The sequence below is a fragment of the Pantoea eucrina genome (assembly GCF_001691555.1).
Lineage (GTDB): Bacteria > Pseudomonadota > Gammaproteobacteria > Enterobacterales > Enterobacteriaceae > Pantoea > Pantoea borealis.
This window is the reverse complement of record NZ_MAYN01000007.1, coordinates 331,332-348,307: the sequence shown is the minus strand read 5'-3', so window position 1 is coordinate 348,307 and position 16,976 is coordinate 331,332. Positions and strand designations below refer to the sequence as shown.

Genomic DNA, 16,976 nt, shown 5'->3' with positions numbered 1-16,976 from the left:
CAGAGGGTGCACCGTGAAGGAACGCAGTACCGAGCTGGTTCAGGGTTTTCGCCATACCGTTCCCTATATTAATGCCCATCGCGACAAGACGTTTGTCATCATGCTGGGCGGCGAAGCCATTGAGCATGAAAACTTCTCCAGCATCGTTAACGATATTGGCCTGCTGCATAGCCTGGGCATCCGTCTGGTGGTGGTCTATGGCGCACGTCCGCAGATTGACGCCAGTATGGCGCAGCAGCAGCTGGAGCCGGTGTATCACAAGCATACCCGCGTAACCGATGCGCAATCGCTGGAGCTGGTAAAGCAGGCGGCGGGTCGTCTGCAGCTTGATATCACCGCACGCCTGTCGATGAGCCTTAACAACACCCCGCTGCAGGGTGCGCATATTAATGTGGTCAGCGGTAACTTTATCATCGCCCAGCCGCTGGGCGTGGATGATGGCGTTGACTACTGCCACAGCGGACGCATTCGCCGTATTGATGAAGAGGCGATTCATCGTCAGCTGGATAATAACGCGATTGTGCTGCTGGGTCCGGTCGCAGTCTCTGTGACCGGCGAAAGCTTTAACCTCACCTCAGAAGAGGTTGCCACGCAGCTCGCTATCAAGCTCAAGGCAGAGAAGATGATTGGCTTCTGCTCCGAGCAGGGCGTGACCGATCGCGCCGGCACCATTATTTCAGAGCTGTTTCCTGGCGATGCGCAGGCGCGCATTGATGAGATGGAGAGCGACGGTGATTTCCTGTCCGGTACGGTGCGCTTTCTGCGCGGCGCGGTTAAAGCGTGCCGCAGCGGCGTGCGCCGCAGCCATCTGATCAGCTATCAGGAGGATGGCGCACTGCTGCAGGAACTCTTCTCACGTGACGGTATCGGTACGCAGATTGTTATGGAATCTGCTGAGCAGATCCGCCGCGCCAATATCAACGATATTGGGGGTATTCTGGAGCTGATTCGCCCGCTGGAGCAGCAGGGTATTCTGGTACGGCGCTCGCGTGAACAGCTGGAAATGGAGATCGATAAGTTTACGATCATCCAGCGCGATAATATGACTATCGCCTGTGCCGCGCTCTACCCGTTCCCGGATGAGCAGATTGGCGAAATGGCGTGTGTGGCCGTGCATCCCGACTATCGCAGCTCATCGCGCGGCGAGCTGCTGCTGGATCGCGTGGCGCTACAGGCGCGGCAGATGGGGCTGAAAAAGCTGTTTGTGCTCACTACCCGCAGCATTCACTGGTTCCAGGAGCGGGGCTTTACGCCAGTAGATATCGAGTCGCTGCCAGAGAGCAAGCAGCAGATGTATAACTATCAGCGTCGCTCAAAAGTGCTGATGGCAGATTTAAAATAAGCCACGATATTCCAGGGCCGCATTAATGCGGCCCCTACAACATCCGGCAGAGGCGCCATTTGTGGCGCCCTGGCCACGCATGAAATTCCTGACTACGTTATCCCCCAGGGCCGCATTAATGCGGCCCCTACAGCATCCGGCAGAGGCGCCATTTATGGCGCCCTTGCCACATTATTCTATACCGGGGCTTTACGCGTCAGACGTCGCGCCAAGCCGTGACAGCAGGCCGCTGCGGCGCTGCGTGCGCAGCTGGACCGCGCGACGGAAGATGTTTTCATCGCTGTAGAGCGTCAGCTGTCTGCGGGCACGCGTAATCGCGGTATAAATCAACTCCCGCGTCAGCACCGGTAAAAACTGAGCCGGCATCACCAGTGCAGTGTGCTCAAACTCCGAACCTTGTGACTTGTGCACCGTCATTGCCCAGGCGGTATCGTGCGCCGGCAGGCGGCTCGGCTGTACTGCTTTAATTGTGCCGTCCGGCAGCGGAAAGAAGACTTTCAGCACGCCCTCCTCGTCTGTCAGCGTAATACCGATATCGCCGTTGAACAGCCCCAGCGCGCTGTCATTGCGCGTGACCATGACCGGCCGTCCGGGATACCAGCGGCTGCCGCCTGCAGGACGACGGATCAGCTGCAGCTGCATCAGCTTCTGCTCGATGCGCTGGTTAAGTCCTTCCACGCCAAACGGCCCTTCGCGCAGTGCGCACAGCAGCTGATAGCGCCCGAAAGAGGCGAGGATATCAGCCGGGGCAGCCTCCTCAGCCACTTGCTGCAGAAAGTCCCGGTAACCTGCAGCAATCTCATTCAGCATACGCTGATACGCCTCACCGCTGTTCAGTGGCGCACGTGCGATATCGCTGAAGTTGCCCTGAAAGGCGCGTTCCACCGCCTGCGCATCGCCGGCGTTAACCGCTGCCGCCAGCTGGCCGATGCCGGATCTGGCGTCAAAACGGTAACTTTTACGCAGCAGACAGATGGCATCGCGCACCGCTGGCGCGTCGGTTTCATTACTGCCGTCAATCTCACAGCCGGTCATCAGCGTCAGCTGTGTGGCCCGGACCGGACTGTAGCCCGCCTCTGCACAGCGGCAGATATCGCCCAGTACCGCGCCCGCCTCTACAGAGGCGAGCTGGTCGCGATCGCCGAGAAAAATAACCCGCGCCTGTGACGGCAGCGCAGCGATCAGACTGGCCATCATGCCGAGATCTACCATCGAGGCTTCATCCACCACCAGCACATCGAGATGCAGCGGATTACCGGCATGATAGCGCAGGCGCTGCGTTTCCGGCTGTGCGCCCAGCAGGCGATGCAGCGTGGTGGCCTCTTCCGGAAAGCGCTGACGCTCCTCCTCGCTGACCGCCAGCTGCTGCAGCGCTTTCCCCAGTGATTCCGTCAGGCGGGCCGCCGCTTTGCCGGTTGGCGCGGCCAGCTGAATACGCAGCGCGCCGTCACTCAGCCGAATCAGGGCCGCCAGCAGTTTTGCCACGGTCGTGGTTTTGCCGGTGCCCGGCCCGCCGGAAATCACTGCGGTTTTCTGTGTCAATGCGACGGCAGCGGCAATCTTCTGCCAGTCATCCGGCGCGGTGCCAAACAGCGCATCCAGCACGCGGCGTACCTGTTCCGGTGCAAACAGCTGCGGCGCAGCCTGAGGGTGGAAAAAGCGCGCTACGTCACCCTCATGATGCCATAAGCGATGCAGATAGAGCCGCTCGTCGCTCAGCACAACAGGCGCGGCGCGATCGTGGGTGCTGACCGCATCCCAGCCCGCCAGCACGCTGTGCCAGTCGTGCGGCTCGCCGGCGGCCTGCCAGATCGCCTGCGCCAGTTCGGGATGACGACCGCGAAACAGCTGCTCGCGGTTCAGATGGGCCAGCGGCAGACAGACATGCCCTTCTCCGGCTTCAGCGCTGAGACAGGCAGCAGCCAGCAAACGGGCGGGCTCATCACTGGTGGCTATCAGCTGAGCAAACTGCACATCCAGCGAGCGCAGCAGCCGCAGCTCTGTTGCCTGCTTTAATAGCGTAGTGATATCGCTCATGCATCCTCTCCCTGCCCGCGAAACAGGCTATCAAGTTGTGTCACAAATTCAGCGGCAGGACGGGTGTAAAAGACCCCGTTAGCAGGCGAGCTGCCATCCATACCGCGTAAAAACAGATAAAACACGCCGCCGACATGCTGCTCATAGTTGTAATCCGGCAGCCGGTGCTGCAAAAACCGGTGCAGCGCCAGCGTATAGAGCTGATACTGCAAATCGTAGCGATGGTCAATCATCGCCTGCGCCATGGCATCCGGGGTATAGGCTTCATGACTCTCCCCCAGCCAGTTAGATTTGTAATCCAGCAGGTAGTATTTGCCTTCGCGGCGAAACACCAGGTCGATAAAGCCCTTGAGCATGCCCTGCACCTGACTGAAGTTAAGCGCGGGTGCCTGCGCGGAGAGCGGATCATGCTGGCGCATCAGCTGGTCCAGCGCCGGCGCGGTCAGCAGGCCGCTGATAGGCAGATAAAACTCCATCTCAATCAGGCGATCGCGTACGCCTACGTCAGCCAGCCGGATCTGCTGCGCATTAAGCGGCGTAGTGACTACCCGCTCAATCCAGCTGCTCAGCACCGGCTGCCAGTGCAGCGGATAGCCATTCTGCTGCAGATGCTGTTCCAGCAGTGCCGTTCCGGGCGGCTGGGTAAAATCGATCGACTCAAACAGCTCATGCAGAAACGTACCCGGCGCGGCCCCGCGCGGAAATTGATGTGGCGTCAGCGCCATCTCTTCGGTCGCCGCCTGCGGCTCTTCACCTGCCGCTTCCAGATCGAAGTGAGGCACCACATCCAGCAGGCGATGTGCGCTGTGCTGCTGCAAACCTGAATAGCTGGTCACGCGCCAGGATTCAGTCAGCTGGCGCGATATTGCGCGTGCGCGAAGGTCGTCGCGTGCGCCGGCCTGTACCTGCCAGCGCGCCGCTTCAGCACGATCGGCCATCACGACGTCACAACCCTCGCCGCTCAGCGCCTCCAGCAGCGCCCCGAGCTGCTCTGCCGTCGCCGCTTCGCCGCGCTGCAGCAGATAACCCAGCGCACTTTTATGCAGATCGCTCTCGCCCTCTTTTTTACGCGCACCGCGAAACAGCGGCGCCACCCCGATGCTGCAGTGATAGATCGACCGCGTGAGGGCGACATAAAGCAGCCGCAGATCTTCTGCCAGTCGCTCCTGCTCCGCCAGCGCCAGGCTCTGCTCATCGCTCTGCAAATCCAGCACCGCGCTGAAGTTTTCGCGATCGTGGTAAAGCGCAATATCGGCCTCACGAAACCCTGCTGCAAACGGCAGCCACACCAGCGGATACTGCAGCCCTTTCGATTTATGAATGGTGACGATCTGCACCAGATGGCGATCGCTCTCCAGTCGCAGCTGCTGACTGGCTGACTGGCTATCGGGCCGCGCTATCTGCTGAGCCAGGTAACGCACCAGCGCGTGCGGGCTATCAAGCTGCGCGGCCGCTTCCTGCAACAGCTCTCCCAGATGCAGCAAATCGGTCAGGCGACGCTCGCCATTGTCCGACGCCAGCATATTTTCTGCCAGCTGGCGCTCCAGCATAATCTCCCGCAGCATCGGCAGCACACCACGCTGATGCCAGAGACGCTGCCAGCGCGCAAAAGTATCCACCAGCGTATCCCAGCCGCGCGCGTCGTGATCGAGCGCATCCAGCTGAGCCGCATCGAGCGCAAACAGCGAGGTCGCCAGCGCGGTACGCAGCATACGCTCCTGCTCCGGCGCCAGAATGGCCCGCAGCAGCCAGAGCAGCTCGCGCGCTTCCGGCGTCGTGTAAACGCTGTCGCGGTTGGAGAGATAGACTGACGGGATAGCAAGCTGTGCCAGCGCTTCACGGATCTGATTCGCTTCGTTGCGGCTGCGCACCAGCACCGTGATATCCGATGCCTGTACGGGCCGCAGCGCCGCCCCTTTCCCCAGTATCGCCTCGCCCTGCTGCCCTGCCTGCAGCCAGCGGCTGATATCCATTGCACACTGCTTTGCCATCTGCTGCTGATATTCGCTGACGCTGGCGCCGCTGCCAGGCTGCAGCCAGAAGCGCAGTGCAGGCTGCTCCCGGCCCTCAGCCTGCAGCGACAGCGCCTGGTTAGGCGGTGCAAACTGCACCGGCAAAAACGGAATTTCAGCAAACAGAAAAGGGGCCGGTAAGCGGGCGAAGAGCTGATTAACGCTCTTCACCATCGCAGGTGACGAGCGCCAGTTGGTGTCCAGCGTATAGTGTGCCGCAATTTCATTTCGCGCCCGGATATAGGTAAAAATATCCGCCCCGCGGAACGCGTAGATCGCCTGTTTGGGATCGCCAATCAGCAGCAGCGCATGGTCAGGCTGATGCATGTAGAGCGTACGGAAAATCCGGTACTGCTGCGGATCGGTATCCTGAAACTCATCAATCAGCGCCACCGGATAGCGCTGCCGGATCAGCTGCGCCAGCTGTGCGCCCCCCGCCTGCTGCAGCGCATCGTCAAGGCGGCTCAGCAGATCGTCAAAGCCCAGCAGCGCCTGCAGCCGTTTCTGTTTATGCACTGCCTCGCGCACTTCGGTCAGCGCCCGCGCAATGACCACATCGCGCAGCGACAGCGGCTCGGCCAGAAAGGCATCAATTGCGCTGAACAGCGCGTGACGGGGTGCGTCGCCTTTTTTGGTTTTCTCTTCGAGGATGCGCTGCCCGAAGCGTGCCAGCTCGGCCGGCACCTGGTAATCACTGCTGTCGCTGTGAGCCCACTGGCTGACTTTACTGACCCAGGCGGGCAGGTGTTTGCTGCTGTAGCTACGCTTATCCACCCCTGACTGCTCAACCAGCGTCAGCACGTCGTCGCCCAGCGATCGCCACTGCGCCTTGATCTCTGCGAGGCGCGCCATATTACGTGCGTGACGCGACGCGAGCGTCTCCTCTTTATCCGGCGGCAGCCGCAGCGATGGCGACTCCCCCTGCAGCCACGGGCGCAGGGTTGCCAGCAGCTGTTCCGGCCCCAGCCACTCGCTGACAATCACGCGCGCGATATCCAGTGTCAGCGGATAGCAGTGGCGTCGCCAGAAATCAGCCGTTGCCTGACGCAGCAGCGGATGCTCATCTTCAATCAGCTGCTGCTCAAACAGCATGCCGGACTCAAACGCATTAAGATTCAGCATGCGCTGGCAGAAGCCGTGGATAGTGAAAATAGCGGCTTCATCCATTTGTCTTTCCGCCGCCAGCAGCAGCGAGGCGGCCTCCGCCCGCTGCGGGATCGCCTGCAGCAGTGCGGTCAGCATCGGATCGCTGCTGACGCCGCGAATACAGGCGAGACGCAGCTCGTGGATATTGGCCCGGATACGGCCGCGCAGCTCAGCCGTGGCCGCCTCGGTGAAGGTCACCACCAGAATCTCTTCTACCGAAAGCGGGCGGCTGTAAGCGTTCTCTTCGCCCAGCCCAAGCAGCAGCCGCAGATAAAGCAGGCCAATCGTAAAGGTTTTACCGGTACCGGCAGAGGCCTCAATTAATCGCTCGCCGCGCAGCGGCAGCGTCAGCGGATTGAGGGATTCAGCACGCTGGCTCATGGCGTATCACTCTTAACCGGCAGCGACTGCTGCAGCTGTGCCAGCGCCGGCCAGGTCGTGAAGCCGGGTAGCGCTGCATAATCTGTCTGCGGCGTACGCTCCTGCGTACCGCTAATCTGGGAAATCATCGCCATTCCCTGCTGCCGGATCGCCTGTTGGAAGAAGGTGGCCAGGCGCACCGGCGTCAGCTGCTGCACCTGCGCAATCACTTTCTCACGCATGTCGAACGCATCGTTCTGGCGGCTGAAGTCACGCTGGTAGCGGCTGGCTTCTTCTTCCAGCGTCTGAGGTCGCTGTTTCAGCTCATTGATCATCGCCTGCTGGTACTGCGCAAAAGTCTCTGGCTTCATGCTGCGCAGCCGCTGTTCTGCCTGCGGATAGAATGCCTGAAAGCGCTGCAGCAGGAAGGCGGGCTGCCGGCTGTTGCTCTGCAGCAGGAAACCGATGCCCCACTGACGACCTATCGGCATCTGATAAGTAAAGACGGCATAGCCGAGCTGCTCTTCTGTGCGCAGCTGGTTATAGAACCACGGCTGAATAATCTGGCTCAGCAGGGTGCTGGCGGCCATGCTCTGATATTCATCATACCCGGTGGGCACATAGAGTGCCGCCAGCGCCGAGTCGCTGCTGCTTCCTGCCTGCTGCAGATTCGCCTTAATGGCTTTATCTACCACGACATAGTCACTGCGCCATGGCGCCCGTTCGCTGCTCTGCAGCTGCGCTTTTAGCGTTGCGCCGAGCGTTTCTGTTTCTCTGGCTGAGAGATTACCCACCGCCAGCATCTCTGGCGTTGCCTGACGCAGCAGCGCGTCACGCCAGGCGATCACCTCCTGCAGCGTGATCTCCGGCAGCAACCGGCGTCGTTCATCGCGCTGGGTATAGGGCAGCTGTGACAGCATCTGCATCGGCTGGATCGCCTGTTCAAACGCTTTGCCTTTTTCAGCCGCATCCAGACGGTCGCGATACCAGGATTTGGCCTGAGCGAGCTGCGATTCATCCGGACGGAAGCTGCCGTAACCGGCAACCAGCTCCTGCAGCAGCTGCGGCAAACGCTGGGTGAATCCGCTGGCGTTAAACACAATGCCATCATCTTCTCCCACCGAGAAACTGATCCCTCCCACCGACGCCTGTGAGTTAAGCTCATCCAGCGCCAGGCTGGAGAGATAATCATTTAGCCCAAACAGCACCTGCTGACGCGCGTCGCTGATAGCCGTCTTGTTGCGCAGCGCCAGCGTAATTGCCGCTTTCGGCTCGTCAGGATAGAACCGGCTCGGCATCCATAAAGTACGCATTGCCGCGTCATTACTGAGCACGATCGGATGCGTGTAGTTTTTCCCGTCGCGTGCAATCAGTGAAAAGTCAGTGGGAATATAGGGGTTGAGCGCGGGCAAAGAGAGCGCAATATGCGCTGCACGCTGCTGCCAGTCGCTGAACTGCGCCGCGCTGATTTTATCAACCTGGTACGGCGCATTCACAAAGTAGGCCTGCTGGTTGTGCGGCTCCTGCGGACTGATATACCAGATGCGGGCATTGTGTGGTGTCATCTCACCGAGGCGTGCCGCTACCGCCGCAGGATCGAAGCGATCGGCAAGGTAAGGGGCGTCAAGCGTGTGCGCGACCGGCACGCGCAGCATGGTGTCGGCCAGCCATTCAATGTAGTCCATGTCTCGGGTAATCGACGGGTAGCGGTAGTCAAGCGCCAGCACATGCGATACCTCATCAAAATAGCGTTTATCAATGCCGTTGCGGCGCAGCATATCGAGATAGCTGAAAATGGCGGCCACGACGTCATCGCGCTGCGCCAGCCCTTTATCCGTCAGCGATACGGAAATAGCAAAAACGCCGCTGCTGCGTTCGGTTACGGGATCGGCTCCTGCCGTCACGCCATCGGCCAGGCCCTGCTTCTGCAGCCAGTCATTCAGCGTGTTGGCACTGCGATTACCCAGCAGATAGCCAATCAGCGTATCGGTTTTACTGCGGAAATCGGCGCTGTTGTTCGCGATACGAAACTCAATCTTCAGCTGTTTACGCGGCTGAGCCGGCACGTAGTGAATGATAATGCCTTTCTGCGCATCGGTGACCACCGGTACATCTATCTCCGGCACGCTTGCCGGATGCGCCGCGACGCGCCCGAAGGTCGCGGCTGCCATCTCCGCCATCTCAGAGAGCGGTTTGTTGCTGTAGATCACCGCTTTCATCAGGCTGGCAGAGTAATGGGTGCGGTAGAAGTCGCGCAGCGCCTGCTGCAGTTTGCTGCCCGGTTTATCACTCAGCGTCTCCAGATTACCGCCGGAAAAACGCGATCCCGGATGCTGCGGGTTCAGCGTCTCGGCACTTACCTGCGCCATACGCAGCCCGTCACGCGAGCGCGCCATCGTCAGCTCTGCGTTGACGGCATGACGTTCGCGATCGGCGTTGACCGGATCGAGCAGCGGCTCCGCAATCGCATCCGCAAGGCGATCCACCGAGGGCTGCAGCGCATCGTTCTCAACCTCAAGATAGAATGCAGTGCGGTAAGAGGCGGTGCTGGCGTTGTGGCTGCCGCCGTGCATTTTGAGAAATTCGGCGAGATTATCGGGCTGCGGGTAGCGCTTTGACCCCATCAGCACCATGTGCTCCAGATAGTGCGCCAGACCAGGCTGCTGGTCGGGATCGTCCAGCGAGCCAATCGGCAGCGTCAGCGCCGCCAGCGATTTAGGTGCCTCAGCGTCTGACACCAGCAGCACCGTCATGCCATTGCTCAGGGTAATTGCCTGATAGCTGCGCGGATCGCGATCGCTTTTGCGGATAATGTCATTAACCGGCTGCCAGCCCTGTCCGGTATCGGCAAAAACATTCAGCGCCAGCGTGCCCAACAGCAGCGCGCCGATACAGCGTGCGTAAATCCGCATGTAAACCCCTTAATCTTACTCTGCCCTGCGGCGGGTTTCCCGCGCAGGTTTATCAACTCAGTGTTCTGGTATAAGCGTGACACTTAGCGGCTATTCATCATCCTGATGGGCGAGGCGTACCGGCAGATACCATTGCCGGGCCGCATTAATAATCGCCTGCAGCATCTCCTCATTCAGCGTGCGATTCAGGCGCTGGAGATAGGGATCGCTGCCCTCACCCTGCACCTGATAGCCGCCCTGCCACGCCTGCAGCAGCTTATTCAGCGCCTTTTTCTGCGTGGCTTCATCTTCCAGCAGCTGGCCGCTTTTGCGATCAAAGCTCGCCTCCAGCCAGGCGCCGCCGCTTTTGTTTAACAGCAGCAGCGGCTGCGCCAGTCCCTGCTCGCAGGCGGCGGCGTACTCTGCCAGCAGCGCCTGCGCGCGGCCGGCATCAACGGCATGAAAGCGCCAGCGGCTCTGTTTGCGGCCATACATCCGGCTTACGCCGCTGCCGCCCAGCGCACAGTAAACCAGATGCTCCAGCCACAGCTGCAGGCCGTCATTCATGTTCAGTACGCCTGGCCGCCAGCGCAGCAGACCATCAGCCTGCACCTGCGTCAGCCAGCCGGTCAGCCGCACGGCACCAAGCTGCAGATTCACTTCCTGACTCTCTGCCGGCAGACGCTCTCCGGCGACTTCTGCCGCAACCTCCTGCATCTCTTCGGTCTGACTCTGCCAGAAAAGTTCACCAAAAGCGCCATAAGGCAGGTTACCTGCGGCCCGGTGATGCGCATAGAGCTGCTGCGGATCCTCACCGTTTACCAGCACATTGAGCAGCTGTGCGTTTAGCTGATAGCGTTCCAGGCTATCGGGTGCAAAAGGCTCGCTGTCGGGCAGTTCGCTCTCTTCTGTCCAGAATGAGACGCCAAGACGCTGCTGAAACCAGGCGCGAACCGGATGACGCCAGAAGCGCAGCAGCTGCTCCAGCGTGACGACGTCCTGCGTTTTCACCGCCAGCGGCTGCACGAAATCGGGCTGTGCCACGCCGCGGCCGGTGGCTGCCGGCAGCCACTCGGCAGCGAAGCTCTGCCGGTGGCTATAAGGAGTAAAATTCTCTGCCGCAAAGGGCATGCGGCTGTGCAAAGTTTGTAAGTGCTCACGTACACGCTTTTCACTGACGTCAGGTTCGCACTGCTCATCACCCGGCAGGCAGAAACTCTGCCCCAGATAATCAAGCAGTTCTGTGACCAGCACCGAAGGATAGCGCTCGGTGTTATCCTGAATCGCCCGACCGATATAGCTGATGTAAAGCTGCTGCTGAGCGGAAATCAGGGCTTCAAGGAACAGATAGCGATCGTCATCGCGCCGGCTGCGGTCGCCTTTGCGCGTCTGCTGCTGCATCAGGTCAAACCCTACCGGAGCCAGCGTGCGCGGGTAGACACCATCATTCATTCCCAGCAGGCAGACGACTTTAAAGGGGATCGAGCGCATCGGCATCAGCGTACAGAAGTTTACCGGCCCTGCCAGAAAACGCTGACTGATGCGCTGCTGATCGAGGCGTGAACGCAGCTCATCGCGCAGCAGCGTCACCGGCACCGGCTGCTGGTAAGCAGAACCCACGCCCTGCTCAATAATCTCTTTCCACTGCGTCTCTACCAGCAGCAGCGCTGCCTCGCTTTCAGCATCACCGCTGAAAAAACTGTCAATCAGCTCACGGCACAGCGGCAGCCACTCAGCCAGCGTGCGCTCGCCGGCCAGCCGGCTGCGCCAGGTATCAAGCCGCGTCAGCAGCTCGGCCAGATGCCCTGCCAGCTCTGCGATCAGGCCGCTTGATTCGTCGTAAGGCAGGATCCCCTGCCAGTCACCGTTGCGGCTCTCTAGCGCATACCCCAGTAACATACGCTGCAGGCCAAAGCGCCAGGTGTGCTGGCCGGTAACCGGCAGCGACAGCGCTTCAATACTGGCATCGTCCAGTCCCCAGCGAATGCCGGACTCCATGACCCAGCGGCGCAGCAGACGCAACCCGCTCTCATCCACGGAAAAGCGCTGCGCCAGCGCCGGCACTTCCAGCAGCGCGAGGATCTCTTCTGAGGCGAAGCGGCTTTCCGGCAGCGTCAGCAGGCTTAGCAGCGCCAGAATGGCCGGATGTGCCTGACTGGCGCGGCGGTCCGAAATCGCAAACGGCAGATAGCGGTCCGGTGGTGCGCTGGCAAACGCCGCCTGAATAAAGGGCGCATAGCTGTCAATGTCTGCCACCATGACGATGATATCGCGTGGCTTAAGCTCAGGATCGGCCTCCATCATTGCCAGCAGATGATCCTGCAGCACCTCGACTTCACGCTGTGCGCTGTGGCAGATCTGCAGCGTGATGGAGCGATCGGCCGGATCGAGACGGCGCTTCTCTGCGCTGTTCATCAGTTCTCCGGCACTCAGACCAATCACCGCGCGATCGTCAAGATTCAGTAAGTCAGCCTGCAGGCTGTGCAGCAGCGTGTCATCAGGCAGATCGACAAACGCATCAATGTCGTTGGCCGCTGACTCCATCTGGCTGAGCAAAAACAGATTGTCGCGTCCCAGCTTTCCCCACGAGGCAAGCAGCGGGTTTGTCAGCTGCTGCTCACCGCTGCTGTTAAACAGCGTGGAGGCGGCTTCAGGTTCGCGAAACAGGGGCAGCGTCTCTTCTGAATGCAGGCGGCGCCGCTGACGGCTCTGCAGCTTTGCCAGAAATGCGTAATCCTGAATATCTCCCCAGTAGTGGCGGCAGGGATTAGTAAAGAGCAGATGAATATCGATATGGCGGCCCAGCGCTTCAAGCGCCTGCAGGTAGACGGGCGGCAGCGCAGAAATACCGCAGATAAACACACGCGGCGGCAGACCAGGCGGCGTGCTTTCAGCCCGTTCCAGCGTTTCAATAAAGCGGGCGTACAGATTGGCACGGTGCCACATCGGCTGACCGAGGCTTTCCGTAAAGCTGACCAGATCGCGCCAGAGCGCCGCCTGCCACTGCTGAGCGTCACCCAGTCCCTCAATCAGTGCACCACGCTCCCAGCTGTTGAGCCAGTCAGCACGATAGACCAGATACTGGTCAAAGAGGTCGGCGACGCGGGTGCTGAGCTGGTAGAGCTTACGCTTGTCGTCATCATCCTGCAGATAGAGCCGCAGCGACTGAAACGTTTCCTGCTCCAGCAGCACCGGCAGGCGCTGCATCAGCTTCCAGCTCATGTTGGCTTTGGTAAAGGCGCTCTCCTCCGGGATCCCCGGCAGCACTTTGACAAACATGCTCCAGATAAAGGTGGCAGGCAGTGGAAAATCGATATTTGCGGCAATGCCAAAACTGTTTGCCAGCTCCATCTGCAGCCACTGTGCCATTCCCGGGCTCTGCACCAGCACCTGTTCAGCCGCAAACGGATCGGCGAGAGGCTGGTTTTCAATCAGAATGCCTGCCAGATTTTTCAACAGATCGAGCTGATTGGAGTGGTAAACCCGGAACATAATTCTCCTTTAACAAAGCAGTACAATACAGCCTGGTCACTCTACCCTTAAACGGTGGAGATGCCTATTAATCTGCTCATCTTCGTGACATTTCAGCCGTGACAGCACGGCCGTGCGCTGATGCGGTCCGGTTACGGTCACCCGTTCCAGCGTGCAGCTGCCTGGCAGGATCTGCTGCTGGCGCTGCGTGTGCCAGCCCGCTGTGTCATAGCCCAGCAGTGCCTGCTGCGCGACCTGCCACGCCTGACGCTGCTGCCACTGCTGGCTAAACCCCAGCGTCAGCGCGCGCTGATAGTGCAGCAGCGTCGTGATGCTCAGTGCCAGCAGCAGCATGCCTACTAGCGCCTCTGCCAGACTAAATCCCTGCTGCAATCGCCTCTCCCGGACACGCTTCCGGTGCGTCCAGCGGGCAGAAGTCGATCCAGCCGTGCGGCAGTGCCAGCACGCGCATGCCACTGAGCTCAACCCAGTGGTAGAGCCAGAGTGCGCTGTCTGCCTGACGCGCTGATAACAAACCATGCCCCTCCTCCCTGCGCAGCAGACAGCTCTGCCACTGCGCGGTTATCCACTGCTGGCACTGCCAGCCATCAGCGGGTGACCACTGCTGCTGCATTCCCCAGCGCAGCGCCGCCTGCGCCTGGCTGTGGTGCTGAAAGTAGTGCTGTGTATCGGCCACCAGTACTATGCTGCGGCTCAATTGCTGGCGGGTGGCATGCAGCGTTACGCCTCCCAGCAGCAGCAGTATCATGACCATGCCGAGCGTACTGTTACCCTGCTGTTTCACAGATTGAGGCCTTCAATAATGCGCACCAGCGTGACCTGCTGCTGACCTGCGCGCGCCGCCAGCTCCAGCCGCAGCTTCCGCTGCTGGCGGCTGACGTGAAAGTGCTCAAGCCGCATAAACGCGGGGTCGGTGATGCGCTCCCAGCCGCTGCCGTGACACGCCTCAACGCCACGCTGCATCTCCAGCTGGCCGTTGCGCAGACGATAGCCGTAGTAATCACTGTCGCTGTGTCCCGCGCCCTCCCAGCAACCGTTGCTGTTCTCATCCCAGCGCAACAGCACACAGCTGCCGCTGTTTGCCAGCGTCAGTGGCGCCCCGCGGCACGTTCCCCGGCAGTAGCCCGCCCGGCGCAGCGCTTTTTCCAGCGTGCCGGCTATCTGCTCCAGCTCCTGCTGCAGCTGTACCCGCTGCTGCAGCCGCAGATTCTGTTCCAGCAGCAGCGGCAGAAAACGTCCCAGGCTGAGCATCAGCATGGCGCTTATCGCCAGCGCAATCAGCGTTTCCAGCAGGGTGAAGCCGGCCTGAGCTATTCGCACGCCGCTGCCTCCGGCTGGCAGAGACGAATACGCGCGCGGGCGGAGATGATCACGCGCCAGCGCCCGGCAGCGCTGGCCATTTCCACGCTACCGGCGCGCGCCACATCCCTGCGCCCGTAAAAACCGGGCTCGCCCGTCAGTGCGCTAAGGTGTATGCCCGCATGCGGTGGCGTAAACCACCAGCGCGAGGGAGTATTACAGCCTGCAACGGGTACCGGCCCGGTACCAAGGCAGCCCCCCTGACCCGGCTGCAGCCAGAGCTTTAGCTCACGGTTATGCCAGCCCGCGTGCGCACGCAGGTGCAGCAGAAATGCCTGCAGCTGCAGCACGCTTTCGCGCAGTTGCTGCTGCTGCTGCCAGCGCTGGAATCCAGTTATGGCCCCACCTCCCAGTACGCCTGTAATGATCATGACGATCAGCAGTTCCGGCAGGGTAAATCCGCAATGAGTATCTCTGTTCATGGCGTCACTCTGCCGTCAGCGCAGCAGCGGCACAAGCGCTTCGGTTGTGCCATCAGGCGTGGCTCACAGGCACCATTCCGCCGGTGCAGAGATAACCATTTTTTTGTGCGACAGCGCCAGAAATGCATGCTTTCCAGGCAAAAAAAAGCCCTGCACAGTGGCAGGGCTCAGGCGCGCTCAGCGGCAGATCAGACGGCAACAGGCGCCTTGATCGCCGGATGGGGATCGTAGCCCTCTACTTCAAAATCCTCAAAGGTATAGTCGAAAATTGAGGCCGGTTTGCGCTTAATCACCAGCTTCGGCAGCGGGCGCGGTTCGCGGGTCAGCTGCAGACGAGCCTGCTCCAGATGATTGCTGTAAAGGTGGGTATCGCCACCGGTCCAGACAAAATCACCCACTTCCAGATCGCACTGCTGCGCGACCATATGCACCAGCAGCGCATAGCTGGCGATATTAAATGGCAGGCCGAGGAAGATATCGCACGAACGCTGATAGAGCTGGCAGGAGAGTTTGCCGTTCGCAACGTAGAACTGGAAAAAGGCGTGGCAGGGTGCCAGCGCCATCTGATCCAGCTCACCCACGTTCCAGGCCGAGACGATAATACGGCGTGAGTCCGGATCGCGTTTCAGCTGCTCAATGACCCGGCTTATCTGATCGATCTCTGCGCCAGAGGCACTGCCCCAGCTGCGCCACTGCTTGCCGTAGACCGGACCTAAATCCCCGTTTTCATCTGCCCACTCATCCCAGATAGTGACCTTGTTCTCTTTCAGATACTGAATGTTGGTCTCACCTTTCAGAAACCACAGCAGCTCGTGAATGATAGAGCGCAGGTGCACTTTTTTGGTGGTGACCAGAGGAAAGCCTTCCTGCAGATTGAAACGCATCTGGTGGCCAAAAATGGAAAGCGTGCCGGTACCGGTACGGTCCGCTTTTTCTGCGCCTTCATTCAGCACATGCTGCATCAGTTCCAGATACTGTTTCATTTTACCTCTCGGGTTTGTTGCTGCGGACGACGACGATACGCCCAGACCATCATGATAATACCCGCCAGAATCATCGGCACAGAGAGAATCTGTCCCATGCTGATGCCGCCTTCAAACAGCCCCAGCTGCGCATCCGGCTGGCGGAAAAACTCGACAATAATGCGAAACGCGCCGTAACCAATCAGGAACAGGCCGGAGACGCTGCCCATAGGACGCGGTTTGCGGATAAACAGGTTAAGAATTATAAACAGCACCACGCCTTCCAGGCACAGCTCATAGAGCTGGGAGGCGTGACGGGGCAGCACGCCATAGGTGTTCAGCAGCTGCTGATACTGCGGGTTATTGACCGCCAGCGCGAGATCTTCGCTGCGCGATCCCGGAAACAGCATGGCAAACTTAAAATCAGGCGCCACGCGGCCCCACAGCTCACCGTTGATAAAGTTACCGAGACGACCCGCGCCAAGCCCAAACGGGATCAGCGGCGCAATGAAGTCAGACACCTGGAAGAACGTACGCTTCGTGCGACGGGCAAATATCAGCATGACCACAATCACGCCAATCAGGCCGCCGTGGAAGGACATGCCGCCATCCCAGACTTTAAACAGATAGAGCGGGTTCTCCAGAAACAGCGGCAGATTATAAAACAGCACATAGCCGATACGGCCACCCAGAAAGACGCCGAGGAATCCGGCATAAAGCAGGTTTTCCACTTCGTCTTTCGTCCAGCCGCTACCGGGCTTATTGGCGCGGCGCACCGCAAGCCACATGGCAAAAACAAAGCCCACCAGATACATCAGGCCGTACCAGTGAAGCGAAATCGGTCCGATAGAGAAGATCACCGGATCGAATTGGGGAAATGAAATGTAGCCGTTATTCATTATTCACCATCGATTTTTCTGCCCAACACGGGCGTGGCTAAAGGGCCAGACAAT

Annotated in this window: 11 protein-coding genes; 1 reads left to right on the top strand and 10 read right to left on the bottom strand. The window is 59.9% G+C overall.

Features of this window, described 5'->3' with window-relative positions; genetic code table 11:
• Window positions 1–13: 13 nt before the first annotated feature.
• Window positions 14–1,342 (top strand): amino-acid N-acetyltransferase, encoded by a 1,329-nt coding sequence (gene argA, locus BBA90_RS05605; RefSeq protein ID WP_065648293.1) that lies wholly within the window; start codon window positions 14–16, stop codon window positions 1,340–1,342.
• Between the two features lie 189 nt (window positions 1,343–1,531).
• Here argA and recD read toward each other — a convergent pair whose 3' ends face one another.
• The 10 genes from recD to lgt all read right to left on the bottom strand — a co-directional run bounded on the left by recD (window position 1,532) and on the right by lgt (window position 16,922).
• Window positions 1,532–3,379, bottom strand: coding sequence for an exodeoxyribonuclease V subunit alpha (gene recD / locus BBA90_RS05600; protein WP_065648292.1), 1,848 nt, complete (start codon window positions 3,377–3,379; stop codon window positions 1,532–1,534).
• Window positions 3,376–6,918, bottom strand: coding sequence for an exodeoxyribonuclease V subunit beta (gene recB / locus BBA90_RS05595; protein ID WP_065648291.1), 3,543 nt, complete (start codon window positions 6,916–6,918; stop codon window positions 3,376–3,378). Before recB ends, recD begins: the two co-directional genes overlap by 4 nt.
• Window positions 6,915–9,809, bottom strand: a complete 2,895-nt coding sequence (gene ptrA / locus BBA90_RS05590) for a pitrilysin (RefSeq protein ID WP_065648290.1) — start codon at window positions 9,807–9,809, stop codon at window positions 6,915–6,917. The genes recB and ptrA overlap by 4 nt, the downstream gene beginning before the upstream one ends.
• A 90-nt stretch (window positions 9,810–9,899) precedes the next feature.
• Window positions 9,900–13,280 (bottom strand): exodeoxyribonuclease V subunit gamma, encoded by a 3,381-nt coding sequence (gene recC / locus BBA90_RS05585; RefSeq protein WP_065648289.1) that lies wholly within the window; start codon window positions 13,278–13,280, stop codon window positions 9,900–9,902.
• Window positions 13,281–13,316: 36 nt separating this feature from the next.
• Window positions 13,317–13,652, bottom strand: a complete 336-nt coding sequence (locus tag BBA90_RS19050) for a prepilin-type N-terminal cleavage/methylation domain-containing protein (RefSeq protein WP_240484884.1) — start codon at window positions 13,650–13,652, stop codon at window positions 13,317–13,319.
• Complete coding sequence (locus BBA90_RS05575; protein WP_065648288.1) at window positions 13,636–14,064, bottom strand: DUF2509 family protein; 429 nt, start codon at window positions 14,062–14,064, stop codon at window positions 13,636–13,638. Before BBA90_RS05575 ends, BBA90_RS19050 begins: the two co-directional genes overlap by 17 nt.
• A complete protein-coding gene (locus BBA90_RS05570) occupies window positions 14,061–14,600 on the bottom strand; it encodes a prepilin peptidase-dependent protein (RefSeq protein WP_065648287.1) in 540 nt (179 codons plus the stop codon). Before BBA90_RS05570 ends, BBA90_RS05575 begins: the two co-directional genes overlap by 4 nt.
• Window positions 14,591–15,061: a prepilin-type N-terminal cleavage/methylation domain-containing protein gene (locus BBA90_RS05565; protein ID WP_065648286.1), complete on the bottom strand. Its 471-nt coding sequence runs from the start codon at window positions 15,059–15,061 to the stop codon at window positions 14,591–14,593. The genes BBA90_RS05570 and BBA90_RS05565 overlap by 10 nt, the downstream gene beginning before the upstream one ends.
• A gap of 188 nt (window positions 15,062–15,249) precedes the next feature.
• Window positions 15,250–16,044 (bottom strand): thymidylate synthase, encoded by a 795-nt coding sequence (gene thyA, locus BBA90_RS05560; RefSeq protein ID WP_065648285.1) that lies wholly within the window; start codon window positions 16,042–16,044, stop codon window positions 15,250–15,252.
• Window positions 16,041–16,922, bottom strand: a complete 882-nt coding sequence (lgt, locus tag BBA90_RS05555) for a prolipoprotein diacylglyceryl transferase (protein ID WP_065648284.1) — start codon at window positions 16,920–16,922, stop codon at window positions 16,041–16,043. The genes thyA and lgt overlap by 4 nt, the downstream gene beginning before the upstream one ends.
• Window positions 16,923–16,976 lie beyond the last annotated feature (54 nt).